Source organism: Vagococcus zengguangii (assembly GCF_005145005.1).
Taxonomy (GTDB): Bacteria; Bacillota; Bacilli; order Lactobacillales; family Vagococcaceae; genus Vagococcus_A; species Vagococcus_A zengguangii.
Window position 1 is genome coordinate 1,151,780 of the sequence record NZ_CP039712.1, and the last position, 23,773, is coordinate 1,175,552.

At 36.2% G+C, this 23,773-nt stretch carries 25 protein-coding genes; 17 read left to right on the forward strand and 8 right to left on the reverse strand.

The annotated features are described in order from the left end of the window. Positions 1-11 precede the first annotated feature (11 nt). From prdA to xerS, 17 genes are all read left to right on the forward strand, one after another. Positions 12-1,907 (forward strand): D-proline reductase (dithiol) proprotein PrdA, encoded by a 1,896-nt coding sequence (prdA, locus tag FA707_RS05395; RefSeq protein ID WP_136953265.1) that lies wholly within the window; start codon positions 12-14, stop codon positions 1,905-1,907. A gap of 32 nt (positions 1,908-1,939) precedes the next feature. Then, the gene (locus FA707_RS05400; protein ID WP_136953266.1) at positions 1,940-2,221 is read left to right on the forward strand and encodes a CBO2463/CBO2479 domain-containing protein; all 282 of its coding nucleotides are present in this window, start codon (positions 1,940-1,942) and stop codon (positions 2,219-2,221) included. Positions 2,222-2,231: 10 nt separating this feature from the next. Then, a complete protein-coding gene (locus FA707_RS10640; RefSeq protein WP_484444096.1) occupies positions 2,232-2,690 on the forward strand; it encodes a glycine/sarcosine/betaine reductase selenoprotein B family protein in 459 nt (152 codons plus the stop codon). A gap of 27 nt (positions 2,691-2,717) precedes the next feature. Continuing rightward, positions 2,718-2,963, forward strand: coding sequence for a hypothetical protein (locus tag FA707_RS10645; protein WP_246032298.1), 246 nt, complete (start codon positions 2,718-2,720; stop codon positions 2,961-2,963). Positions 2,964-2,976: 13 nt separating this feature from the next. After that, a complete protein-coding gene (gene prdD / locus FA707_RS05410; protein WP_136953268.1) occupies positions 2,977-3,714 on the forward strand; it encodes a proline reductase cluster protein PrdD in 738 nt (245 codons plus the stop codon). Between the two features lie 15 nt (positions 3,715-3,729). Continuing rightward, positions 3,730-4,203, forward strand: a complete 474-nt coding sequence (locus FA707_RS05415; protein ID WP_136954191.1) for a glycine/sarcosine/betaine reductase component B subunit — start codon at positions 3,730-3,732, stop codon at positions 4,201-4,203. 15 nt (positions 4,204-4,218) lie between these two features. After that, positions 4,219-5,235, forward strand: coding sequence for a proline racemase family protein (locus tag FA707_RS05420; protein WP_136953269.1), 1,017 nt, complete (start codon positions 4,219-4,221; stop codon positions 5,233-5,235). Between the two features lie 23 nt (positions 5,236-5,258). Further along, positions 5,259-6,140 (forward strand): sulfite exporter TauE/SafE family protein, encoded by an 882-nt coding sequence (locus tag FA707_RS05425; RefSeq protein ID WP_136953270.1) that lies wholly within the window; start codon positions 5,259-5,261, stop codon positions 6,138-6,140. Between the two features lie 108 nt (positions 6,141-6,248). Beyond that, the gene (selD, locus tag FA707_RS05430) at positions 6,249-7,274 is read left to right on the forward strand and encodes a selenide, water dikinase SelD (RefSeq protein WP_136953271.1); all 1,026 of its coding nucleotides are present in this window, start codon (positions 6,249-6,251) and stop codon (positions 7,272-7,274) included. Between the two features lie 11 nt (positions 7,275-7,285). Further along, on the forward strand, positions 7,286-7,885 hold the full coding sequence (yedF, locus tag FA707_RS05435) for a sulfurtransferase-like selenium metabolism protein YedF (protein WP_136953272.1): 600 nt from the start codon (positions 7,286-7,288) through the stop codon (positions 7,883-7,885). 11 nt (positions 7,886-7,896) lie between these two features. Beyond that, complete coding sequence (locus tag FA707_RS05440; protein ID WP_136953273.1) at positions 7,897-8,157, forward strand: putative Se/S carrier protein; 261 nt, start codon at positions 7,897-7,899, stop codon at positions 8,155-8,157. Beyond that, positions 8,154-10,040: a selenocysteine-specific translation elongation factor gene (selB, locus tag FA707_RS05445; RefSeq protein WP_136953274.1), complete on the forward strand. Its 1,887-nt coding sequence runs from the start codon at positions 8,154-8,156 to the stop codon at positions 10,038-10,040. The genes FA707_RS05440 and selB overlap by 4 nt, the downstream gene beginning before the upstream one ends. A gap of 9 nt (positions 10,041-10,049) precedes the next feature. Continuing rightward, positions 10,050-11,204, forward strand: coding sequence for an aminotransferase class V-fold PLP-dependent enzyme (locus FA707_RS05450; protein WP_136953275.1), 1,155 nt, complete (start codon positions 10,050-10,052; stop codon positions 11,202-11,204). Continuing rightward, a complete protein-coding gene (gene selA / locus FA707_RS05455; RefSeq protein WP_136953276.1) occupies positions 11,201-12,598 on the forward strand; it encodes an L-seryl-tRNA(Sec) selenium transferase in 1,398 nt (465 codons plus the stop codon). Before FA707_RS05450 ends, selA begins: the two co-directional genes overlap by 4 nt. After that, entirely contained in the window at positions 12,595-13,767 is a 1,173-nt protein-coding gene (gene yedE, locus FA707_RS05460) for a selenium metabolism membrane protein YedE/FdhT (protein ID WP_136953277.1), read from the forward strand. The genes selA and yedE overlap by 4 nt, the downstream gene beginning before the upstream one ends. 2 nt (positions 13,768-13,769) lie before the next feature. After that, positions 13,770-14,009 (forward strand): sulfurtransferase-like selenium metabolism protein YedF, encoded by a 240-nt coding sequence (gene yedF, locus FA707_RS05465; RefSeq protein WP_136953278.1) that lies wholly within the window; start codon positions 13,770-13,772, stop codon positions 14,007-14,009. A 1,101-nt stretch (positions 14,010-15,110) separates the two neighbouring features. Then, positions 15,111-16,184 (forward strand): tyrosine recombinase XerS, encoded by a 1,074-nt coding sequence (xerS, locus tag FA707_RS05475; RefSeq protein ID WP_425471269.1) that lies wholly within the window; start codon positions 15,111-15,113, stop codon positions 16,182-16,184. Between the two features lie 18 nt (positions 16,185-16,202). Here the strand turns inward: xerS and FA707_RS05480 are convergent, their stop codons facing one another. The 8 genes from FA707_RS05480 to FA707_RS05515 form a co-directional block, all read right to left on the reverse strand. Beyond that, positions 16,203-16,784 (reverse strand): TetR/AcrR family transcriptional regulator, encoded by a 582-nt coding sequence (locus tag FA707_RS05480; RefSeq protein WP_136953280.1) that lies wholly within the window; start codon positions 16,782-16,784, stop codon positions 16,203-16,205. A 73-nt stretch (positions 16,785-16,857) separates the two neighbouring features. Further along, positions 16,858-17,877, reverse strand: a complete 1,020-nt coding sequence (locus FA707_RS05485) for a DUF2804 domain-containing protein (RefSeq protein WP_136953281.1) — start codon at positions 17,875-17,877, stop codon at positions 16,858-16,860. A 32-nt stretch (positions 17,878-17,909) separates the two neighbouring features. Beyond that, on the reverse strand, positions 17,910-19,295 hold the full coding sequence (locus tag FA707_RS05490) for an aldehyde dehydrogenase family protein (protein ID WP_136953282.1): 1,386 nt from the start codon (positions 19,293-19,295) through the stop codon (positions 17,910-17,912). 10 nt (positions 19,296-19,305) lie between these two features. Beyond that, the gene (locus tag FA707_RS05495) at positions 19,306-19,971 is read right to left on the reverse strand and encodes a YdeI/OmpD-associated family protein (RefSeq protein ID WP_136953283.1); all 666 of its coding nucleotides are present in this window, start codon (positions 19,969-19,971) and stop codon (positions 19,306-19,308) included. Between the two features lie 70 nt (positions 19,972-20,041). Next, complete coding sequence (locus FA707_RS05500; protein ID WP_136953284.1) at positions 20,042-20,998, reverse strand: siderophore ABC transporter substrate-binding protein; 957 nt, start codon at positions 20,996-20,998, stop codon at positions 20,042-20,044. Between the two features lie 29 nt (positions 20,999-21,027). Beyond that, positions 21,028-21,786: an iron ABC transporter ATP-binding protein gene (locus FA707_RS05505; RefSeq protein WP_136953285.1), complete on the reverse strand. Its 759-nt coding sequence runs from the start codon at positions 21,784-21,786 to the stop codon at positions 21,028-21,030. Positions 21,787-21,796: 10 nt separating this feature from the next. Beyond that, positions 21,797-22,768 (reverse strand): iron chelate uptake ABC transporter family permease subunit, encoded by a 972-nt coding sequence (locus FA707_RS05510; protein WP_136953286.1) that lies wholly within the window; start codon positions 22,766-22,768, stop codon positions 21,797-21,799. Further along, complete coding sequence (locus FA707_RS05515) at positions 22,761-23,714, reverse strand: ABC transporter permease (RefSeq protein ID WP_246032299.1); 954 nt, start codon at positions 23,712-23,714, stop codon at positions 22,761-22,763. The genes FA707_RS05510 and FA707_RS05515 overlap by 8 nt, the downstream gene beginning before the upstream one ends. Between the last annotated feature and the right edge of the window lie 59 nt (positions 23,715-23,773).

Genomic DNA, 23,773 nt, shown 5'->3' on the forward strand with positions numbered 1-23,773 from the left:
AGGATTTGTCTATGTCTATTACAGCTGAAACAGCAAAAGATCACGCTAATGACCCGGCAGTATTATGTTGCCGAGCTGAAGGAAACATCACTATTGAACCAGCAAACTTGGAGGATCCAGCAATTTTTGCTGATTTAGAAGATTCAGGTTTGTTGACTATCCCAGAAAATTGCTTAACTATCGGAGAAGTAATTGGTGCAACTTTATTAACGACTACAGATGCGTTAGTACCATTAACTGCTGATTTAGTATCAGGCATTCAACAAACTGTTGAAGAAGAAAAAGCAGAAGAAGTCGAAGTTATTGAAACTCCAGCTACTAGCTCTGAAGTTGCCGTTTCTCATGCTACTTCAACATCCGTTTCAGGTCAAACAATCAAAATTAGTATCGCTGAAGGTAAAGGAATAGAATTAGAATTGCCTATCGTAGTTACAGGAGCAGCACCAGCAGTTCAACAAACCTCTGTATTAGGCGAAGACGCTGTGTCTTCAGTAGCTACTACTGTAAATGAAACCGTTACTAATGAACAAGAGCCTATTAAAATGCGTTCAGTAACTCGCCAACATATCAACATTACAAATGTAGTTTTCGGTGAGGAAACGAAAATTGAAGATAATACGTTAATTATCCGTAAGCCTGAAGAGATTTCAGCTGAAGCTGTGGAACTTGAAGAACTAGTTGAAAATATGAAAATCGATATTATCACACCAGATAAGTACGATACATATAGTGAAACTATTATGGATGTTCAACCAATCGCTACTAAAATCGAAGGTGATTTAGGTCATGGTATTACACGTATTATGGACGGTGTTGTCGTTGTATTAACCGGTACTGACGCTAATGGTGTACAAATTGGTGAATTCGGTTCATCAGAGGGTGAATTAGATCGTAACATTATGTGGGGGCGCCCTGGTGCACCAGATAAAGGCGAAATCTTTATTAAAACACAGGTAACGATCAAAGCTGGAGCTAATATGGAACGTCCAGGACCTTTAGCCGCTCATAAAGCTTCTGATTATCTAACACAAGAAATCCGTGAAGCATTAAAAAAAGCTGATGAAGCATTAATCGTTGATACTAACGAAATCACTCAATATCGTCGTCCAGGCAAGAAAAAAGTTTTAGTGATTAAAGAAATCATGGGACAAGGGGCTATGCATGATAACTTAATTATGCCAGTTGAACCAGTTGGGACATTAGGCGCGAAACCAAACGTTGACTTAGGTAACTTACCAGTCATTCTTGCACCAACTGAAGTGCTAGATGGCGGTATTCATGCCTTAACATGTATTGGACCTGCGTCTAAAGAAACATCTCGTCACTACTGGAGAGAACCTTTAGTACAAGAAGCAATGAATGATGAAGAAATTGATTTAGTAGGCGTTATGTTTGTTGGTTCTCCACAAGCTAATTCTGAAAAATACTATGTGTCTAAACGTCTAGGGATGACAATTGAAGCAATGGGAATTGATGGAGCAATCATCACAACTGAAGGATTTGGTAATAACCATATCGATTTCGCGTCACATATCGAAGAAGTGGGTAAACGTGGAATTAAAGTTGTGGGTGATTCATATAGTGCTGTCCAAGGTGCTCTTGTTGTAGGTAACGAGCACATGGTCGCTATGGTTGATAATAATAAATCAAAACAAGGTATTGAAAACGAAATTTTATCTAACAATACATTATGTAGAGAAGATGCAATTCGTGACTTAGCAATGTTGAAAACATTAATGGGTGGAGGAACAATTAAACCTGCTGAACGTAAATGGAATCCTAATGTTAAACAAAACAACATTGAAGTAATCGAAGCAAAACTTGGCAAAAAAATTGAACTTGTAGAGAATGAGCAAACACTACCAAAGAGCAAAAAACGTCAAGAAATTTATGAAATAGAAGACTAAACAACACAAAATAAAGCTTATGAGGTTAAACAATGGAAAATATCGAAAAATTAAAATACATCTCAACTGAGAGAATGTTTGAAGGAATTATCGTGGAGTTTTCAGATGCAAGTGTGACGATTGATATAAAAGGTCGTTTGGGGCAATTGAAAATCCCAAGAAGAATGTTAATTTCTGAATATGATATTAAAGTGGGCCAAGAAGTAGGCTTTATGATGTCTTACCCTGAAGTGCTTGAAGAAGAAGCTAATGAGCATTATGTTAATGCGATTCAGGGACATAAAAAATTACAAGAAAAAATGATGAACGACTAGAGAGAGGAGAATTTCAATGACTTTAACAGTTTTTGAAGGTTTACAATCAGAGATTTTTGTGCCAATCACACCTAAATCAATTTTTACACCTGTAACAAAAGAACTTAAAGATATGAAAGTCGCGTTAGCTACAGCTGCTGGCGTGCATCTAAAATCTGATAAACGATTCAACTTAGCGGGGGACACTTCATATAGAGAAATTCCTGATACAGCTAAAAGTGATGATTTAATGGTATCTCATGGTGGTTACGATAATGCAGACGTTAATAAAGATGTGAACTGTATGTTCCCAATTGATCGTTTACATGAATTAGCTGCTGAAGGCTTCATCGGAAGCGTTGCACCAATGCATGCTGGATTCATGGGCGGTGGTGGTGACCAAGATGCGTTCCACGATATCACTGGTCCAGAAATTGCACAAAAATTAAAAGAAGAAGAAGTAGACGCAGTTGTTCTAACAGCCGGTTGAGGGACTTGTCATAGAACTGCCGTGATCGTGCAGAGAGCAATTGAGGAAGCGGGTATTCCTACTATTTTAATCGCAGCTTTACCACCAGTCGTACGCCAAAATGGATCTCCAAGAGCCGTTGCGCCGTTGGTTCCAATGGGAGCAAACGCTGGTGAACCAAATAATGTAGAAATGCAAACAGGCATTTTAAAAGATACTTTACAAGCATTAGTTGATATTCAAACACCAGGTAAAATTGTTAATTTACCATACGAATATATCGCACATGTATAGAAGGTAATAAATTATGAAGAATAAAACACTAAAAATCAGAGCGTTTCATATTAATGAAATAGAGCTAGGACAAAATTTTAATTTGACAACTGATTGTTTATCAATAAGCGACCAAATAAGTTTTGATTCAGAGATTTTTGATAATGTTTTTATTCAAATAATTAAACCTCATCAACATGATATTGAGACTAACACCATCATGGATATCATTCCGATATCCACGAAGGTGTTAGGTCATATTGGTGAAGGCTTGACGCATACATTAACAGGGGTTTTTGTCTTGTTGACTGGTCGAATAAAAAATGGTGAGCAATTACATGAATTTGGTTCTTCTGAAGGGATTTTAAGTCAACAATTAAAACTCAACAAACCAGGTACGCCAGGAGAAAACGACCTGCTAATTCATATTGATTGTATGATGCAAGAAAATCTGGTTTTAGACCGAGTGACCTGTAATGAAGCGTTTCAGCTAGCTGATCAATATATTCAAAAAATCCGCGAAAAAATGAAATTACTTGAGGCAAGTTCAGCTACAGAGACCCATTTGTATGAACATAAAACGCAACCAGATAAGCCTAATGTTATCCTAGTCAAACAGTTGCCAGCTCAAGGGGCAATGTATGATGCCATGTTATTTTCTGATGAGCCAAGCGGATTTTCTGGTGGACAATCTATAATCGATCTCCACAGCATGCCAGTTTACTTAACTGTAAACGAGTATCGAGATGGTGCTATCAGAGCTCTTTCATAAAAAGGAGGTATAATGATGGGTGTTGGACCGTCAACAAAAGAAACATCTTTGCATCATTTTAGAGACCCGTTAGTCGAAATTCTTTCAGTGGATCCAGATATAAATTTTCTTGGAATTGTTGTAGCAGGGACGCCACAGAGCAATAAAGAAAAAGAATTTGTGAGTAGGCGAACGGGAGAACTTGTCAACAGTATGCAAGCGGATGGTGCAATTGTTTCAACTGATGGATGGGGAAATTCTGATATTGATTTTTCGACAACCTTGGAAGAAATTGGTGACCATGATATCAGTGTAATAGGCCTTAAATTCATTGGAAAACAAGCGAAATTTGTAGTAGAAAATCAATACACAGACTTTGTGTTGGATATTAACAAATCGACCACTGGAACCGAGACAGAAGTGGTTGGTGAAAATACTTTAGATAAAGTAGATGCTAAAAAAGCACTAGCTGCATTGAAGCTGAAAATGCGTCGAGATTTATCTGATTAAAAAAGGAGTTATCACATGAAATTTTCTAAAATGCTTACAGCCATTGACACACATACAGCTGGAGAAGCAGCAAGATTAATTGTCGGTGGAATTACCAAGTTTCCTGGTCAAACAATGGCCGAAAAGAAAGAATATTTAGCGAAAGAAAAAGACTGGTTGCGTACAGCAGTCATGCTTGAGCCAAGAGGCCATAATGACATGTTTGGCGCATTCATTTGTGAACCAGTTAACGAAGAAGCGGATTATGGCATCATCTTTATGGATGCTGGTGGTTATTTGAATATGTGTGGTCATAATACCATTGCTGCAATGACAGCTGCTGTTGAGGCAGGCTGGGTAGACGTTGAAGAAAACCAAAGAGAAGTAAAAGTTACGCAAGAAACGCCTGCTGGAATGGTACATGGCGTTGTCACCTTATCAGAAGATTTCCAAGCAGAATCAGTAGCTTTTGAAAATGTGCCAGCATTTTTATATAAACGTGATGTCCAGGTAAATGTGCCTGAAATTGGTGAGCTAACAGTAGACATCTCATTCGGTGGTAGTTTCTTCGCACTATTACCAGCTAGTAAAGTGGGGCTAGAAATTAAACCTGAAAATTCATCAAAATTCTCAGATGTAGGGATTAAAATTCGTGATGCTATCAATGCACAGATAGATATCCAACATCCTGAGTTATCTCATATTAATACCGTTGATTTAGTTGAATTTTATGGACCGGCATCAAGTGAAGACGCAACGTATCAAAATGTTGTTGTATTTGGTGATGGACAGGTTGACCGTTCACCTTGTGGTACAGGAACGAGCGCTAAACTTGCAACATTATATGGTAAAGGTGAAATGGGAGTAGGCGATACATTTGTCTATGAAAGTATCATTAACACTAAATTTACTGGTGAGATTGTTAGTGAAACTAAAGTAGGTAATTATCAAGCGATTATTCCTCGAATTGGTGGTTCGGCATATATAAATGGATTTAATACATTTTTAATTAGCCCAAACGATCCATTAAAATATGGTTTTAGTTTGAATTAACCACTGGAAAAGGAGAGAAAACTATGGTCGTAGCATTACTATCTATTTTAGGATTACTTACTGTTTATTTCTTATATTATTTTATTGTCGATTTAATTAAATCAAGAGGTAATTGGGGGCATGGCAATCTATTGGTAGCAACGGTTGTCGGAGCAATTACAGACTTTTTAGATACGTTAGGTATCGGGAGCTTTGCACCAACCGCTTTGTTGTTCCAATTAACTAAATTTTTTAAAAATGACAAAGAGTTACCAGGGACTTTAAATGCGGGGCATACTGTTCCGGTTGTTTTTGAAGCATTTCTATTTATCACAGCGGTAAAAGTAGAACCTCTTACTTTATTTTCTCTAATCGGTGCAGCAGTTGTTGGCTCATTTTTTGGCTCAAAATTTGTTGCTAAACTACCAGAGAAAAAAGTTCAGTTAGTAATGGGCGTAGCATTAGTTCTTACGGCTGTTTTGATGTTACTAAAACAAGTTGGACTACTTGATGCGTTAGGTACGGATAATACTGCGACTGGTCTAGCTGGGTTTAAACTTGTAATTGGTGTAGTTTGTAACTTCGTTCTGGGCGCATTAATGACAGCTGGTGTAGGATTATATGCACCATGTATGGCAATGGTTAGCTTATTAGGAATGAATCCTCAAATTGCCTTTCCAATTATGATGGGATCATGTGCTGGATTAATGCCTGTAGCAGGCGTGAACTTTATCAAATCTAACACTTATTCTAGAAAAGGGACATTAGGCTTAACTATTGGTGGTGTTATTGGCGTTACCATCGCATTTAAATTAGTGAAAAGCATGGACATGTCCACATTAACTTGGGTAATCATCGCTGTGGTTATCTACACTGGCATCAGCTATTTCTTAAAAGGAATTAAAAAAGACCAAGTAGTGGCATAAATATTTTGCATAAGAAAATGACTTCAATGTTTTTCTTATGCATATTGTTTTAATTGAATAACTTAATTATTTAATTAAAAGAGTATAAAAAATCGAAGGGGAATATATATGAACAATAGCGAACAAATAATAGTATGCGGTGGGTGTAATGCAAAAATAGGACCTGGTCAACTTGGAGAACTTCTTAAAGACCTACCGAAGAAACAAGACAATCGTTTACTAGTTGGATTTGAATCCTCTGATGATGCAGCGGTTATCAAACTAAACGAAGAACAAGCCATTATCCAGACGTTAGATTTTTTCCCTCCCATGGTAACCGACCCCTATATGTTTGGGAAAATAGCGGCAGCTAATGCCCTTAGTGATGTTTATGCAATGGGGGGAGACGTTGTTTCTGCCCTAAACGTCGTGGCATTTCCTGAAGATAAACCACTAACGATTTTAAAAGAAATACTTCGAGGTGGTGCTGAGAAAGTTCAAGAAGCTGGTGGATTGTTAGTGGGTGGTCACTCTATACATGATCATTCTATTAAATATGGACTATCGGTTAATGGCATCATCAACCCTCAGAAAATATTAAGCAACAATACGCCTAAATCAGGTGACTATTTGATATTAACTAAGCCGTTAGGAGTAGGTATTATAACGACAGGCTTTCAAGTTTCAGAAATAGATACACACTATTTTGAGCAAGCTGTAAAAAATATGCAGACGCTAAATAAATATGCGATGGATGTTGCAAGACATTATGATATTTCAAGCTGTACAGATATTACAGGTTTTGGATTGTTGGGTCATTTACATGAAATGTTAGATGGTCGTTTAAGTGCGTGCCTTTATTCTAATCATTTACCCATTCTTGATGGTGCATTAAAAGCAGCTTCTGATTTTATATTGACAGCAGGTGGACAACGTAATCGTAATTATTTGTCTAACTTCGTCTCATTTCATTGTGATGATTTTTCTATGGAAGAAATTTTATTTGACCCACAGACTTCAGGCGGTTTGCTTTTTAGTGTTCCAGCTAACCAAGCAGACGACTTAATCACACAATTAAAACAAGAACTTGATAGCGAATGCGCTATTATTGGCCAAGTCATTGACAAACAAGCAGTTGAAATAGCAGTTTACTAGGAGGACAAATCATGAAAAAAATTGACGCAAGAGGACTAAGTTGTCCTCTACCCGTAATACAAACAAAAAAAGCTTTAGAAGCACATGAACATGTTCTGACAATTGTAGATAATTATGTAGCAGTCCAGAATTTGGAAAAAATGGCATCTCAACTAGGTTATAAAATCGAAGTAAATGAGAACACAGATGGATTTTATGTTAATCTGGCAAAATCTGCTGGCAACTTCTCGACTGAATTACAACAAGATACTCATTCAGAACCAATACATAGAGATGAAGACTACATTGTCGTGATTGACTCGGATGAAATGGGAAAAGGCAATCCTACTTTAGGTCAAAATTTAATAAAAACCTTTGTGAATACTTTATTAGCACAAGATAGTCTGCCTAGTTGTGTACTTTTATATAATAGTGGGGTGAAGTTAGTGACAGAAGTTGAACAAACTATCAATGATTTCAAGGAATTGGAAGATAACGGGGTTGAAGTTTTAACTTGTGGTGCCTGTTTAGAATTTTATGAGTTAACAGAACAATTAAGCGTAGGTAATATTACCAACATGTATCATATCGTTCATACTATAAGAACGCATACGCGCGTCATCAAGCCATAGGAGTGTTATTAATGGAGTATCTAGTACTATATAAAAATATTAAAGAAGCTATTCAAGCAGAAGAATGGTTAAGACAACAAGATATAAAGGTACGTATCATTGCTACACCAGAATCTATTGAAGCAACTTGTGGATTTTCTTTAGAATTAATAACGGAAAATTTAGAAGAAGCATTAGCAAAAAATCATTCATCCTACGCAATCAAAGAGATTTATATGATTCAGGGAGAACGATTAAATAAACGATACAATAAATTAGAGGTGCGTCTATGACGGAAATAGTAATTGGAACAGCTGGGCATATTGATCACGGAAAAACGACTCTTGTCAAAGCCTTATCTGGTATAGAAACAGATACTACCAAAGAAGAAAAAAAGCGTGGAATGTCAATTAATTTGGGATTTGCTTACTTAGAAGGTCCAAACAATCAAAAGATTGGATTAGTAGATGTACCAGGTCATGAAAAATTTATAAAGAATATGGTTGCGGGCTTACCGGGTATACATACCATGATGATAGTGATTGATGCCGCAGAAGGGGTCATGCCACAAACTAAGGAACATATAGATATTTTGACGTTGTTAGGTATTAATAGCTTTATGATTGTTTTAACTAAAATTAATCAAGTAGATGACGAACTAAAAGAATTAGTTATAGAAGATTTAATCGATTATTGTAAGGAAACACCACTTGAAGGCGCTCCAATTTTTGAAACAGATGCGATTGATAATGTAGGAATTGACGCATTAAAACAAGCAATCTATACGATTGCCAATGAATTAAATCCGCCAATTGAAAAGGATGAAGGCCGCCTGAATGTGGATCGTGTTTTTTCAGTAAAAGGATTTGGAACAGTTGTGACAGGAACTTTACTGGATAAACGCCTAACTGTAAATGATACCTTGTATTTATACCCTGGTAATATCTCTTGTAAAATCAGAAGTTTACAAGTACATGAACAAACGGTAAAGGAAGCCTATCCCGGACAACGAGTCGCTATCAATTTATCCAATATAGCAACTGATGAGATCCAACGTGGGGATGTTTTATCAACGTTAGACACCGGTCAAGAAACATGGATGATGGATGTTAAGGTTAAGTGTTTAGCGAATCATTTATCTGGTATCAATTTATGGAATCGTGTTCGTATTTTAATTGGAACACGGGAAGTATTTGCACGTGTCGTTCCAATCGGTGTAGAGACAATTGCTCCTAACACAGAAGGATTCTTACAATTGCGATTAGAAGAACCACTTAGAGTCAAACAAGGCGATCATCTGATTATACGTGCGTATTCACCAATGAAAACTATCGGTGGTGGGTTAATATTAGATGCAAGTCCAGATAAACATCGTCGCTTCAAGTCAAGTGTCATCGAAAGTTTAGAAATTAAAGCTGAGGGATCTGTTGAACAACAATTGTTAGACTTTGCCTATCATCAAACGTCTCCTTTTACGACGCTATCAGAAATGCAACATTATCTATCTATTGAAGAATATGAACTATGTCGTCTATTAGATGAAGCCGAGTCGCAGGAACAAATAATGGAACTGACGACCAATACATACATTCACCCCCTTCGATTTGAGCAATTAACCAAAAAGATTATGGAAGAAATTAGTCGGTATCATAAGACGTATCGTCTACGTAAAGGAATGCCGATTAAAGAATTACGTTCTAAATTTAATCGTTTAGGAAAAGTAACATTAATTGATGCTCTATTAACTAGAATGACCACCGTCAACCTGTTGAAAAGAGAAGGAGATTTACTGGCGTTATCAGACTTTGAGATTAGTTTCAATAGTTATCAACTTAAAGCTAAAGAGTCGATGCTTAATATATTAGATCAAAATGGCTACAACCCTACTAAAGTAGAGGAATTAACAAAAAGGGATAAGAACTATATTGAGATGTTAGAAGCATTAAATGGTGAAGAAATTACAATGTTGACATTCGAATATGCTATTTCAAGTAAAAAATTACGGGACGCTATTCAGTTAATGTGTGACTATATTAAAGAACATCAGGAAATGACGTTAGGAGATTTTAGAGATTTGACTCGATCTAGTCGCAAATCATCCATGCTCATATTAGAATATATTGATCAATTAGGGATGACCAAAAGAATTGAAAATAAACGAGTATTAATAGATTAGAGGGATTGAATGAATATTTATATGGATTATGCATCCACATCTATACAAAAACCGCCAGCTGTGATGAAAGCAATGGCGGAAATTATATCTAGTAATCATTATGGCAACCCTTCTAGAGGAGCCCATCAGTATTCAATGAATGCTCAACGAGTGGTGAATAAAGTGAAAGAACAAATTCTTCAGTTACTTAATGCTTCTAGTGATACCTACGACGTTTTGTTTACTCAAAATGCCACTACTGCATTAAACATGGTCATAAAAGGATGTGTAAAAGCACAACAGCACGTTTTAACGAGTGATTGGGAACATAATGCTGTCTTAAGACCTTTATATGAATTAGAGCAGTCTAAAAATATTTTACTAAATTTCTTAGAATCTGCGACTCTAACCGGAATGTTTGATTATCAACAGTGTGATCAATTCATCAAGCAAAAGTCACCAGATTGGTTAATTCTTAATCACGCATCAAATGTAACGGGTAATTGCTTAAATCTTGAGGCTATTAAACAAATGGCTTATCAAGCAGGTGTCCCAATTATTTTAGATAGTTCTCAAACATTTGGGACTGTTCCAATTGATTTTTCGGACAAAATAATAACAGCATTAGCATTTACTGGACATAAATCTTTGTATGGGCCAATGGGAATTGGTGGTTTAGTAATAAAAAAAGATATAGAGATGTATCCGTTAATTTCCGGTGGAGATGGTTTAGAACCGTTTGCCAAAGTAATGCCTCAGCATCAGGAAGCTGGCACATTAAATGTTCCGGGAATAGCAGGACTAGGCGGAGCATTAGAATCTTTTGACAATAAAGGAGAATCTGTCGCAAAAAAACAACTTAGTTTAAGAGAGAAGACCATTTATTTTAGGCATGCTTTAGAAAAAATCAATGGTTTGACCCTCTACGGTGAGGTTGAAGAACAAACAGTAGGAGTAATTAGCTGTAATATCCATGACATTCCTTCTGCAATGGTGGGGGATATTTTAGCGACTGACTACAATATAAGTGTCCGCACAGGTTTCCATTGTGCTCCCCTGATACATGGGTGCTTAAATACAACTAGTCAGGGGACCCTGCGTTTTTCAATAGGTGCTGCAACTACTTATGAAGAGATAGATTATGTCATCAATAGAATGGAAGAATTAGGACGAGAAATAGAATGAATGAAAACAAACAAAACTTACTAAAAACATTACCTCAAATAGATAAACTTGTTAAAGAAACCTCGTTACGTTATCAAGAAATATCAGTACTAGAAATAAAACAAGCTTGTCAACAAGCCTTGTCGTCAATTCGTCAAGAAATATTATCAGACCAATTGACTAGCGTTACTGTATCTGACATTTTCGAGAAAATAAATACTTGTTTAACTACAGAACCTGATTATCATCTAACCTCAGTGATTAATGCTACAGGGACTATTTTACATACTAATTTAGGTCGTTCTTTATTGAGCAAAAAAGTCCGTAATCATCTAAATGATGTGGCGTATCACTATTGTAACTTAGAATATGATGTCAACGAAGGTAAAAGAGGCTCAAGGTATCAACATTTAACCGAAATAGTCAAAGATTTAACCGGTGCTGAAGATGTCTTAGTGGTCAATAATAATGCTGCCGCTATTATGTTGGCGCTAAGAGCTATTGCCAATGATAAAGAAATTATTGTGTCTAGAGGCGAATTGGTCGAGATTGGTGGCTCATTTCGTATTCCAGAAGTAATCAAATTGAGTGGAGGAACATTAGTTGAAGTTGGGACAACGAATAAAACACATCTTACCGACTATAAGCAAGCTATAACTGAGAATACAGGGGCTTTATTAAAAGTTCATACGAGTAATTACCGTTTGATTGGGTTTACTGAGCAACCGAGTCTGGAAGAGATGGCTTCTTTAGCCAAACAGAAGCAACTACCGCTAGTAAATGATTTAGGTAGCGGATTATTCTTTGACCTACAAAAATTTGGTCTTCCATATGAACCTACAATTCAAGAAGCTTTAAGTAAAGGTTGTGATATCGTAACCTTTAGTGGCGATAAATTACTAGGTGGACCACAAGCAGGCATTATCGTAGGAAAACGAGAATGGATTGAAAAAATGAGACAGGATCAACTACTTAGAGCCTTGAGGGTAGATAAATTAACGCTAGCAGCCTTGGAAGCAACCTTTATGTTGTATCAAAATAAAGAACAAGCCTTTGCTAATATTCCTACATTAAAAATGATCAGTAAAGATTTAACGATTTGTCATGAAGAAGCTAGTCAGTTGAAAAAAGCAATCGATGACAAAACAATTGGCTTCAGAGCACAAATTGTTCCTTCAAAAAGCAACATTGGTGGTGGCTCATTTCCGGAAGAAGAAATGAATAGTGTAGCTATTTCATTGTCTTCTGATAACTACTCCTTAATAGAATTAGAGGAAAAATTAAGGAAGGGAAGTATCCCAATTATTTCAAGAATTTATCAGAATCAATTGTTATTAGATTGTCGAACAATCGATCCGTCTGAGCATCAATTGATTCTGAATGAATTAATAACATTACAAGGAGCAAACGAATGAAATCATCAATAAAAAGTGTTTGGAATCCTACAATTGTTGTCGGATTGTTAGGTGTTTTATCAGCGTATTATTTTGGAATTGTTGGATCCGCTTGGGCGGTTACAGGTGAATTTACTAGATGGGGTGCTCATCTAATGAAAATGGCTGGCGTTGATACTAGTCAATATTCCTATTTAGAGTTAATTCACTTCGAAAAAACTCCCTTTACACGTCCAGATGGCATTATGATTTTTGGTATGTTTGTGGGAGCCTTTATCGCAGCGATCTTATCAAATAATATCAAATTACGTTTTCCAACCTCTAAAATAAGAGTGGCACAAGCATTAATTGGAGGGATTTTAGCAGGATTTGGGGCAAGGTTAGCAATGGGCTGTAATCTGGCAGCATTTTTTACAGGTATTCCTCAGTTCTCACTACATACATGGTATTTTACCATTGCTTCAATTATTGGAACCTATATTGGGACTAAAATTATCAAACTACCTATTTTCCAATCTAAGGTGAAAGTAAGAAAAGTATCGAAAAAATTCAAATCTAATCAACGTCTTAATGATAGAAATAAACTTAGCCTCACGATAGGCATTGCAGTGGTTCTATTAGTATTATTAAGTATTCAATCATTTAAACTAGGCGGAATATTTCCATTGTTATTAGTTTTTGGTTTAATTTTCGGCTTCTTATTAGAAAAAGGACAAGTTTGCTTTACTTCGGCATTTCGTGATTTGTGGACAGTTGGTCGAACACAAATGGCTAAAGCTATTATTATTGGTATGGCATTAAGTACTATTGGCACATTTGCCTTTATTCAACTAGGTGTCGTACAGAAAATATTATGGGCAGGACCAAATTCTTTAATAGGAGGCTTAATCTTCGGTATTGGTATCGTGATTGCTGGTGGTTGTGAAACTGGCTGGATGTATCGAGCGGTAGAAGGGCAGGTTCACTATATGATTGTTGGGATTGGTAACGTTATAGGCTCTATCTTAGTAATCGTTTCCTGGGATAAATTAGCCCCTCTATTAACAAACGAAACGCAAAAAATTAATTTACTCAGTACTTTTGGAGATTACGGTGGTCTTACCATAACCTATATAGGATTAATGCTGTTATTTTTATTTGTTTTATACTACGAAAAACGTTACTTTGCTAAAAGTAAGAAGGGAATATAAACATGACATCAGAGATTAACATTGATTACGTATTAAATTTAGAAGGAGAACCATGTCCATTTCCAGCAATGGCTAGTATCAATGCCTATGAGGATATGCAATCAGGTGAAGTAATAGAAATTATTAGCGATTGTCCACAATCAATTAATAACATACCAGTTGATGCAAAAAAAAGAGGACATGAAGTTTTATTAGTTGAACAAGATGGACCGACATTCCGATATATTATTAAACATTTATAAAAAAATATAGCAAAACCTAGTTTAAACACAAATTTAACTTGATAAAGGAACAAACCATGATTAAATTAGTAAACAATGATACACACAGTGTTATATATGCTAAGCACGGAATATCCTGGACCTGTTTATTTTTCGGATGTTTAGTACCATTTATACGAGCTGATTATAAATGGATGCTAGTTATGTTTATTGCCAATAGTTTCACTCATGGCTTTGCAATAATTATATTTGCTATGATTTACAATCGAATATATGTTGACTCACTCCTAAACCAAGGTTATGAGATAGTCACTGATGAGTATTAATTAAAAAATAGCCCCGTTTCCCATATGTAGCTAATATCGCTAAGGGAACGGGGCTATTTTTTATCTTATAAATTTTATCTTTAGGTTTACATAATATATATTATAGGAAGTAATAACAAAATAATTTTATTAGACGGTATCAGCAGTCTTTATACAAATATAGTCAATTTAGATCGTAAACTATTTGCCAAATTACCATTTAACAAGTATCTATCACCATATCAAGCCATTAAACCTGTTAGTCAGTTACTGGCGATTGTAATTTTTATATGTGAACTTATATGATCGCTAGTCACAGATTGATAATTAATAATGCTAATTTATAAATATAATTATACTGTGTGTTAATTTGAACATGTGTTTGATGATTAGCCATTAATATTTTTCAAAATTAATATTCTTAGTTAAGGATCATGCTAAAGTCAATAAATTATGCGTTTAAAGAGTTATCAACCACAATTGTTTCGATTAATTATCACGATTTATCACAATAAATAATTTTTACTGTAGTATTATATAGAATCTATCGCTAAAAACATTACTAACTAAACGTGTTACTCAACTGATTAATAAGTTGTTAATATTAAATACGTTTTTATTAATATTTATACAAACCTAATAATAGAATCAAACAATAAATGCCTATATCATCTGTCAATAAGACACTTTTCATCTTTCTAGAAAATGATAATATTCAGTAAAGATGAAAAAATATTTATTATTTTTGCATATTCACTTGAAATAATGGTCTATACCATATATAATGATAGTATCTCCTACTCTATCGTCGAAAGGAATGATAAAATTGCAACGAGAACAATTAATGCTGATGCTTCAAAAAGAACTTGATCAGTCTCCTGATTACTTAAAAGATTTTGTCCATCATAAATTAACACAGGAATTCTCTCCTCATACGATCAATGAATACTTGAAAAATTATCGACTTTTCTTTAACTGGGCACTTTCAGAACATATTTTACCTGACCTCTCTCCTTGTTCACTCGAATCGTTGACCGCTTACAAAATGAATTTGTACAAATCTCACCTACTTTCACGTGAAAAATATGGACCACCTTCGGATACCTATAAAGGTACTCTTTCAAAACCGACGATTCAACGTCACCTAACTGCCCTAAAAGTCTTGTTTACTTATCTTTCAACTAGCTATGATAATGCGCAAGAACGTCCCTATTTAAGCCATAACCCAATGAATGGCGTTGAAAATGTTAAAGAGTATCAAACATTGCAAGCGCGGGCAGATGCGATTGAAGAACAACTCTTCCTCGGCCAAGAAACGCATGACTATCTGCAATTTATTGATGAAGAATATGGTCAAACGCTCACCCCACAAGCGCTAAAATTTTTTAAACGTGATAAGGAACGGGATTTAGCGATTAATGCGTTAATTCTTGCTAGCGGTTTACGCCTGTCTGAAGTTGTAAATCTTAATTTAGATGAGCTCTCATTTGAAAAAAATCGGGCTTATGTGACACGTAAAGGCAACAAAAAAGATTCTGTCAGAATTGCAGCTTTTGGGATGACTTACTTAGCACGTTATCTGGAAGTTAGAACGCTTAACTATCCTGGTGCCATTGATACAACCGCCCTATTCATTACCACTTATAAAGGCCAGGCAAAACGAATGACAGGTAATGCGATTGAAAAAATGGTAGCAAAATATTCTAAGGCCTTCCGAGTTGAAGTTTCACCGCATAAATTACGGCATACACTTGCTACTAATCTATTTAAAAGTTCAAAAGATTTATTATTAACCTCTCAACAATTGGGACACTCATCAGCCGGGCAGACTACCGCTCTTTATATTCACATTGATAATGACGCGACCATGGATGCGTTAAATTTATTATAAGCCCCAAAAACCAGTTCGCTAGCTAACACGCGAACTGGTTTTTGATTTATCAGTAATAAGATAATGTACGATTAGTTGCTCAAATTGTTGACAAGCAACTAGTAAGGAAAGCTCTTGATTGGCACATCTCATCGCTACCCCATACATTCCCCAACTACACAAACTCGCCATAAAATTCACTTCAGCGACGTTCACCTGTCTATTTTCGAGCCAAAGTTCTTTAAAATAGACTTCTAGCATCTCAATCATCTCGTTTGATAAGACGGTTTTAATGTCTAGATAAGCTTTTGGATACTTTACTTCCGTCTTTTGATGAATCATCAGAATAGTATGAAGGATTTTCTCACTAGCTAGCTGTTCTAAAGGTGCATTTGAAGCTAGTGTTCGTTTCAAATCAACCAAATAGTTTTGACTTAACAATTGCGTAAGAACGGCTTGTTTATTATCATAATGAGCATAAAAAGTTGACCGATTAACTTGCGCCGTTTTGGTGATTTGCGCTTTCGAAAGCTGCTGATAGTCATATTTCTGCAATAACTCATCAAAAGCCCTTATAATTTTTTGTTGTGATTGTATCATCCGTTTGTCGATTGTTTTCATCTCTATTAATAAATTCCTTAGCTTTATTCAAAAAGATAACCAACAGGTGTTGGTTATCTGCGGTGTTTTATCTTTAATATTTATTATGGACCTTCTCAAAGAAGCAAAGTAACTCATTGACTTCTATCACCTCTTGATTATCTAATATGACTCTTGCATTTAGATATCCAAAGACTTGATGTTGATCAGATTTGATTATTTTTACGTCAGTTAGGGCACTGCGATCGATAATGGGCTCAAAAGTCCCCTCAAATCGACCGTCAGATGATGTAATGGTCCATGGCGCTAAATAATCTTCTTGATGAATAAATTCAATATCGTCTAATTTATTTAAAATGCCATCATAATAGACCACATTTTCACTCGCTGCTGAAATATCACCAAAGCCATAACCAAGGTTAAAACCAAACGGCTTGCCATTAACGATACCATTACCATTTCCCCAATACCAAGTATTATCATAGGTCCAGACACCACGTCCCCAATCTAACGTTGCAAAATTATTTTTGTCTTCAAAGGTAATGGTCTGCTCTCCATACTTAACGTGTCCAGTAACCGTCATGTTATTAATTTTCTGATTGTAATAGAAAGCTTTGGGTTTATTAGGCCAAGGGGTTGCGATGACTAACGAATCAGGTTGAGTTTCAGTTAAGACTAATTCACACTCGAAATCTTTTTGACCATGAAATTGCTTGAATTGGCAATTGATATGACGTTGTCCGTTTTGATGAGTGAACGAAAGATTTAACCGTTTATTGTTAAAATGCACGTCTCCTGTTTTAGAAGTCTTAGGTAGGTTTAACTTACCCATTGTTAACGGAATAATTAGCGATTCGGTATGTTCCCAACGTTCTTTAAAGTTAATTAGCGATACGGATTCAAGACCTAGGTAGGCATTGTCCGAAATTGTAAAACAGCAAGCATACTCGTCATTATGGATTAAGTAATAGTCCCACTCTTTAATACGCCAAGTAGACGCTTTGATTTGTTTGCGGTCATATTGTTGCACTAACCCTCTTGACCATCCGGGATTGTTTAGAGCCCCTTTTTCATTTAATAGAGGTTGCTGTTTAGTAACTTCATGATTCCTCATTTTACTTCTCCTTTTGGTAATATAAATTCCTTTTATTTTAGTAGTTTTCTAATAACCTTGTCTTTCATCACAGTATAGGGAGCATTCATTACCGGTAATGTTAGCCAAGTTTGACGTTTTAAGACTGCTTTTTGATGAGTAAAGGCTTCGTATGAGTAGGCACCGTGATAATGCCCGATACCTGAGTTTCCGACACCACCGAATGGTAAATGAATATTAGCCAAGTGTAGAATCGTATCATTTACGGTTGCCCCACCAAAAGACAATGTGTCTAATAAGTAAGTTTGCTCCTTTTTATTGGCTGTAAATGGATAGAAAGCTAATGGTTGTTCAAACCCTTTGATAATAGTGACGGCTTCTTCAATAGTATCGAAAGGCAAAATCGGTAAAATTGGTCCGAAAATTTCTTCCTGCATGCTAGCAAGTTCTTTCAAATCATCCGCAACTAACAGCGTGGGTTCAATATAACGTGTCGCTTCGTCTGACGAGCCACCGGCCACGATATAAGAAGCATCAGCTACTAATAAGCTATTTAGACGTTGCCAGGCAGCTTGGTTAACAATTTTACCATAGTTTTTATTTTGCTTAGTGTCTTGACCGTATAGCGCTATAATCGCTGATTTCAGCGCCTCAACGAATTCAGGCAGTACTTGACGATCAACTAAACAGTAATCAGGTGCGACACACGTTTGGCCGGTATTAATAAACTTACCCCAAGCAATTCGTTGAGCAGCATGAGTTAAATTCGCGTTTGCTGTGACTAGCGCTGGACTTTTACCACCTAATTCAAGGGTGACCGGTGTTAAGTGTTGACTAGCTGCTTGATAGACGATTTTTCCAACTTTAGGACTACCCGTGAAAAAAATTTTATCAAAACGTTGGGCCAGTACAAAAGTATTGCGTTCAATACTACTTTCAAAAAAAGTAAGGAGTCCGGCATCAAACGTTGCTGAAATGGCCTGCAATAAGACTTGGTTAACAGTTGGTGTATATTCTGATAGTGCGACTAACGCAGTATTACCACCTGCTAACGCTCCTACTATTGGATCAAAAGACAACAAGATTGGGTAGTTAAATGCCGACATAATCAAGCTATTCCCTAACGGCTCCGTCATAATTTGACTGGTTGCTGGGAATAACGTTAACGGTGTTTTTACACGCTTAGGCTTCATCAGTGATTTAAGATGCTTCAACATGTAGTTGATACTATCGTAGGTTACCCCTATCTCAGTTAAATAAGACTCGTTGGGATGCTTACCTAAATCCTTCTCAAGCGCCTTGAGGATGGCTGGTTCGTGTTGTTTCAACATTGTTTTTAATTGTTTTAACGCCTTAATACGCGCGTTATACGAGTGTGTGTGCCCATTTTGATAATAAGCACGTTGTCTTTCGATAAGTTTCATTAAGTGATCTTGCATATTAATCCCTCTATTTCTTTGCTAAATGCTTTGCTTTCACGCCTTGTTTTAAATAATCAATCGTCTCATTCAACCGTTTCGTTTGGGTGGCAGCTTGTTTGGCACTAAAAACATGACGAGCCCAGCCTTTTTGATAACCAACTGTTAATTGCTGATAAAAAGCCAAAGCTTCAGGTTCATCAGCTAATAAAGTCATTAGCTCAGGAATACGCATCTCATAATCAGCAACGCACTGTGAAGGTTTAGCATCTTTAGTAGGCTCTTTTAGCGGATTAACATGTTTGACGCCAACCACGGTATAGTTTTCGTCTAATGATACCATCTGGTTAAACTTATAAGCTGTTCCTTCAATATAGCCTTCACTATCAACCTTGAGTGTTGGAAATAAATCATCGCGGTGAATGGCTGCTTTTCCTAGTTTATTGCCTTTTTTGGGGTAGACAATTAATAGGCGACCGTCTAGTGCGACTAATTCTCGCTTAATTATCTCATGCGTTTTTTCGGTTAATTCTGTTAAATTTTCAACCATAACTAGAACATTCTGATAATTATCCGCTTGTTCCATCCCAACAGCCACTTCTAAAGTTTCAAAGTAACACTCGACGTCAGAGGCATCAATCAATAACAATTTATTTGATTCTTTTAGTCGTAATTTTTTTAATAAAGCAGTATGCATCTGAGTTTTCCTCCTAATAAAAAAGCATTCTGTTACTTAATCATAACAGAATGCTCATTATTTATATAGCTTATTTTAGGGCTGATTGAACGTCATCTAACATCAAACTAGTTGATTCAATCCCGCCACCGGCTAAGTACCAAACGTCAGAGGCAAGTGAGATAATTTTACCATTTTTAGCAGCAGATGTTTCTGCGACTAATTCATTTTTGGTCATATCATTATTGGTTTCATCGCCACCGACCACTTTTGTGCGGTCGATAACAAATAAGATATCAGGGTTTGTTTCTAAAACGTATTCGTATGATACTTGTTGACCGTGAGTTGAGGCTTCAATGTTTTCATCTGCAGCAGTAAATCCAAAGACATCATGCACAATCCCAAAACGTGACCCTTTACCGTATGCTGAAATGTTACCTTCATTGATTAATGTCACTAATGCTTTTTGATCTAATCTTGAAGCCGTTTCTTTTGTTTCGTCGATACGTGTTTCTAAAGCAGTAATTTCAGTTTGAGCTTTTTCTTCTTCGCCGAAAATTTCAGCTAAGGCAGTGATATTATTTTTCGTTGATTCCCATATGTTCGTGGTATCAACTGCTAAATAAATGGTCGGCGCGATTTTTTCTAATTCTTCACGGAAGTCGCCTTGACGACCAGAGATGATGATTAAATCAGGTTGTAACGCGTTAATTTTTTCCATATCTGGCTCTTTAATCCCGCCAGCTGACTCTAAGTTCTCGAAATCAGCAGCTAAATAGTCAGGTAAGCTTTGAGTTGGTACCGCGATTACTTGGTCGCTATGACCTAATGTTTTGATAGTATCAAGTGAGCCCATATCAAAAACAACTACTTTTTGAGGGTTTTTATTCACTTCGACATCACCAAATTCGGTTTTGACAACCACAGCTGAACTTTCTTCAGTTGACGAAGTAGTGGTTTCTGATGTTGTAGCGTTTAAGCCACAACCAGTCATTAAAAATAAGCCTAAAACTAATAAAGTCAGTAATGCTTTTGTTGTATTTTTCATGATAATATAAATGCTCCCTTAGATTTATTTTATTCGTTAAAGTATAAACAGAAACGTTTGCCTTCTAACTCGCAAACGCGAATATTCATATTGTATAGCTCATCTAACACATCTTTTTGGATAACGTTATCGGTCGTATCATGTAGGTAGATTTGTCCGTCTTTCATCGCAATAATTTCATCAGCATAGCTTGCAGCAAAATTAATGTCATGCAAGACCATAATGACGGTTTTACCATGATGATCAACTAAGTCACGCAAGACTTTCATCATCTGCACAGCATAGTTCATATCTAAATTATTTAAGGGCTCATCAAGTAAAATATACTCGGTATCTTGCGCAAAAACCATCGCAATAAAGGCGCGTTGTAATTGACCACCTGATAAAGTATCAATGTAACGATCAGCTAACTCTTCTAAGCCCAGTTGTGCAATGGCTTGGTTGACTAATTCATAGTCTTGATCCGTTAAACGACCTTTCGAATAAGGAAAACGACCAAAAGCCACCAATTCACGTACGGTTAATTTTAAGTTAATCATATTTGATTGTCTCAAAATTGCAATTTTTTTTGCTAAATCCGTTTGATTCCAGTCAGTTATTTCTTGCTGATCAATTAATACTTCACCCGTATCTTTTTCAATTAAGCGACTCATCATCGACAACACCGTGCTTTTCCCAGCACCATTTGGTCCGATAAAAGCAGTAAATTTTCCTTTAGAAATGGTCACATCGACATTTTTGACAACGTGTTTATTCCCAAACATTTTAGATAATTGACGAACTAGCATCTCTAGCCACCTACTTTCTTTCTTTCAATAACTTTCCAACAAAATAAACGCCACCGCTAAACTCGATAACCACGCTCAGGGTCGTATTCCATTTAAAGACTTGCTCCACTAAAAATTGTCCCCCAATCAACATTAAAATGGCGATCAGAGTACTACCGATAAATAGTGTCCGGTGCTTATAGGTATTAAATAGTTGATAGGAAATATTAGCGACGATAAAGCCTAAAAAGGTAATGGGACCAACTAAAGCGGTAGAGACCGCCACTAGTAAGCTAATGACAAACAATAGTTGCCATTGGAAACGATTGACGTTAATTCCTAAGTTTGTTGCAACATCCTTCCCTAAATGAAGAACGTCCATTTTTTTTGCGACCATCCAGAGATAACCCGCTCCAAAGAATAAGAAAACAAATGCCAGTGTTAACAGCGTTGTATTGACATTGGCAAAACTAGCAAATAACTTGCCTTGTAATTTATCAAATTCGTTAGGATCTAGTAATACTTGTAAAAAGGTGCTAATGCTTCCAAAAAGTGTCCCCAAAATCATGCCGACCATTAAGAGTAAATACAAATTATTCCCTTGTTTTTTTAATAAAAAATAAAATAAAGTCGTACTCAACACAATCATTAAGCTGACGTTGACAAAAAACATCACAAGTTGATTGCTTAATAGGGCAATTTTGGCTTGTTCTCCCATAAAGAAGAACAAAACGGTATGAATTAGTGTATATAGTGAATCAAAACCTAAAATACTGGGCGTTAAAAAATGATTGTTAGCAAGTGTTTGAAAACTAATCGTTGCAAAACTAGTCGAGATGGCAACGAAAATAAAAGCTAGCATTTTTTTACCACGGTAATTCAGGGCAAATTCCCAGTTGCCATAGGTGTTATACGTTAGAAACAAAACAGTCATCATGATAACAGCTACGACTAAGATTGACCAAATGATGCGAGTGTTTGGTTTAGACAGACGCTTATCCATGTGTTTTCGTCCCCCTCACTAGTAGAATAATAAACGATAAACTACCGATAATTCCGACAATTAAACTAACCGGAACTTCATAAGGTGGAATAATGGTTCGCGAAAGGATATCACAAACGATTAAAAAAAGACTCCCACACAAGGCGGTTGGCCACAAGGTTGTCTGCATTTGATCGCCCGCGTAAAGTGACACTAGATTAGGAATGACGATTCCTAAGAATGGTAAATTTCCGACTGTTACTAGTAATACTGAACTAGCTAAGGCCACGATGATTAAACCAAACGTTTGAATGACGTGATAATTTAATCCAACACTTGTCGCAATATCTTTTCCCATACCAGCTAACGTAAATTGATACGCATAGAAGCTTGCGATAATCAATAACGGGACTGATAAATAAATGAGTTCATAACCATTACGGGTAATCGTTGAGAAATTTCCTTGCAACCACGAAGACATATTTTGAATAATCTCCAATTGATAAGCAAAGAAACTAACAATCGAACCGATAATATTCCCAAACATCATACCGATTAACGGCACCATCACATTGCTTCTTTGCGGCAAACGATTAATTAATTGCACAAAAATCACCGTTCCGATAAAAGCAAAAACAAAAGCGACGAGTGAACGAATCATACTAGAGCTATTTGGAAAGAAAATCATGGCGATTAAAATACCAAAACGCGCACTGTCCATCGTCCCGGCTGTCGTTGGGGAAACAAATTTATTTTGGGTTAGATGTTGCATAATCAAACCACAGACACTTGCTGTTGCACCAGCTATAACTAAACTGACTGTTCTTGGAACACGTGTACTCCATAACACGAGTTTTTGTGTCTCATTTAGATGAAACACCTCGTTAATAGGAATGCTTTGTACGCCAATGAACAATGAAGTGATTACTAATAATAGAAAGAAAAAAGGTAATAAATATCTTTTCAAAGACCTACCTCCCTTTTCTAATTGAGAATGATTTTCACTCTCAACAATCATTTTAAAGC

Bases quoted from the DNA above. Each gene is read 5' to 3' on its own strand.
- prdA (WP_136953265.1), top strand. From the start codon at position 12: ATGTCTATTACAGCTGAAACAGCAAAAGATCACGCTAATGACCCGGCA.
- FA707_RS05400 (WP_136953266.1), top strand. From the start codon at position 1,940: ATGGAAAATATCGAAAAATTAAAATACATCTCAACTGAGAGAATGTTT.
- prdD (WP_136953268.1), top strand. From the start codon at position 2,977: ATGAAGAATAAAACACTAAAAATCAGAGCGTTTCATATTAATGAAATA.
- FA707_RS05415 (WP_136954191.1), top strand. From the start codon at position 3,730: ATGGGTGTTGGACCGTCAACAAAAGAAACATCTTTGCATCATTTTAGA.
- FA707_RS05420 (WP_136953269.1), top strand. From the start codon at position 4,219: ATGAAATTTTCTAAAATGCTTACAGCCATTGACACACATACAGCTGGA.
- FA707_RS05425 (WP_136953270.1), top strand. From the start codon at position 5,259: ATGGTCGTAGCATTACTATCTATTTTAGGATTACTTACTGTTTATTTC.
- selD (WP_136953271.1), top strand. From the start codon at position 6,249: ATGAACAATAGCGAACAAATAATAGTATGCGGTGGGTGTAATGCAAAA.
- yedF (WP_136953272.1), top strand. From the start codon at position 7,286: ATGAAAAAAATTGACGCAAGAGGACTAAGTTGTCCTCTACCCGTAATA.
- FA707_RS05440 (WP_136953273.1), top strand. From the start codon at position 7,897: ATGGAGTATCTAGTACTATATAAAAATATTAAAGAAGCTATTCAAGCA.
- selB (WP_136953274.1), top strand. From the start codon at position 8,154: ATGACGGAAATAGTAATTGGAACAGCTGGGCATATTGATCACGGAAAA.
- FA707_RS05450 (WP_136953275.1), top strand. From the start codon at position 10,050: ATGAATATTTATATGGATTATGCATCCACATCTATACAAAAACCGCCA.
- selA (WP_136953276.1), top strand. From the start codon at position 11,201: ATGAATGAAAACAAACAAAACTTACTAAAAACATTACCTCAAATAGAT.
- yedE (WP_136953277.1), top strand. From the start codon at position 12,595: ATGAAATCATCAATAAAAAGTGTTTGGAATCCTACAATTGTTGTCGGA.
- yedF (WP_136953278.1), top strand. From the start codon at position 13,770: ATGACATCAGAGATTAACATTGATTACGTATTAAATTTAGAAGGAGAA.
- xerS (WP_425471269.1), top strand. From the start codon at position 15,111: ATGATAAAATTGCAACGAGAACAATTAATGCTGATGCTTCAAAAAGAA.
- FA707_RS05480 (WP_136953280.1), bottom strand. From the start codon at position 16,784: ATGAAAACAATCGACAAACGGATGATACAATCACAACAAAAAATTATA.
- FA707_RS05485 (WP_136953281.1), bottom strand. From the start codon at position 17,877: ATGAGGAATCATGAAGTTACTAAACAGCAACCTCTATTAAATGAAAAA.
- FA707_RS05490 (WP_136953282.1), bottom strand. From the start codon at position 19,295: ATGCAAGATCACTTAATGAAACTTATCGAAAGACAACGTGCTTATTAT.
- FA707_RS05495 (WP_136953283.1), bottom strand. From the start codon at position 19,971: ATGCATACTGCTTTATTAAAAAAATTACGACTAAAAGAATCAAATAAA.
- FA707_RS05500 (WP_136953284.1), bottom strand. From the start codon at position 20,998: ATGAAAAATACAACAAAAGCATTACTGACTTTATTAGTTTTAGGCTTA.
- FA707_RS05505 (WP_136953285.1), bottom strand. From the start codon at position 21,786: ATGCTAGTTCGTCAATTATCTAAAATGTTTGGGAATAAACACGTTGTC.
- FA707_RS05510 (WP_136953286.1), bottom strand. From the start codon at position 22,768: ATGGATAAGCGTCTGTCTAAACCAAACACTCGCATCATTTGGTCAATC.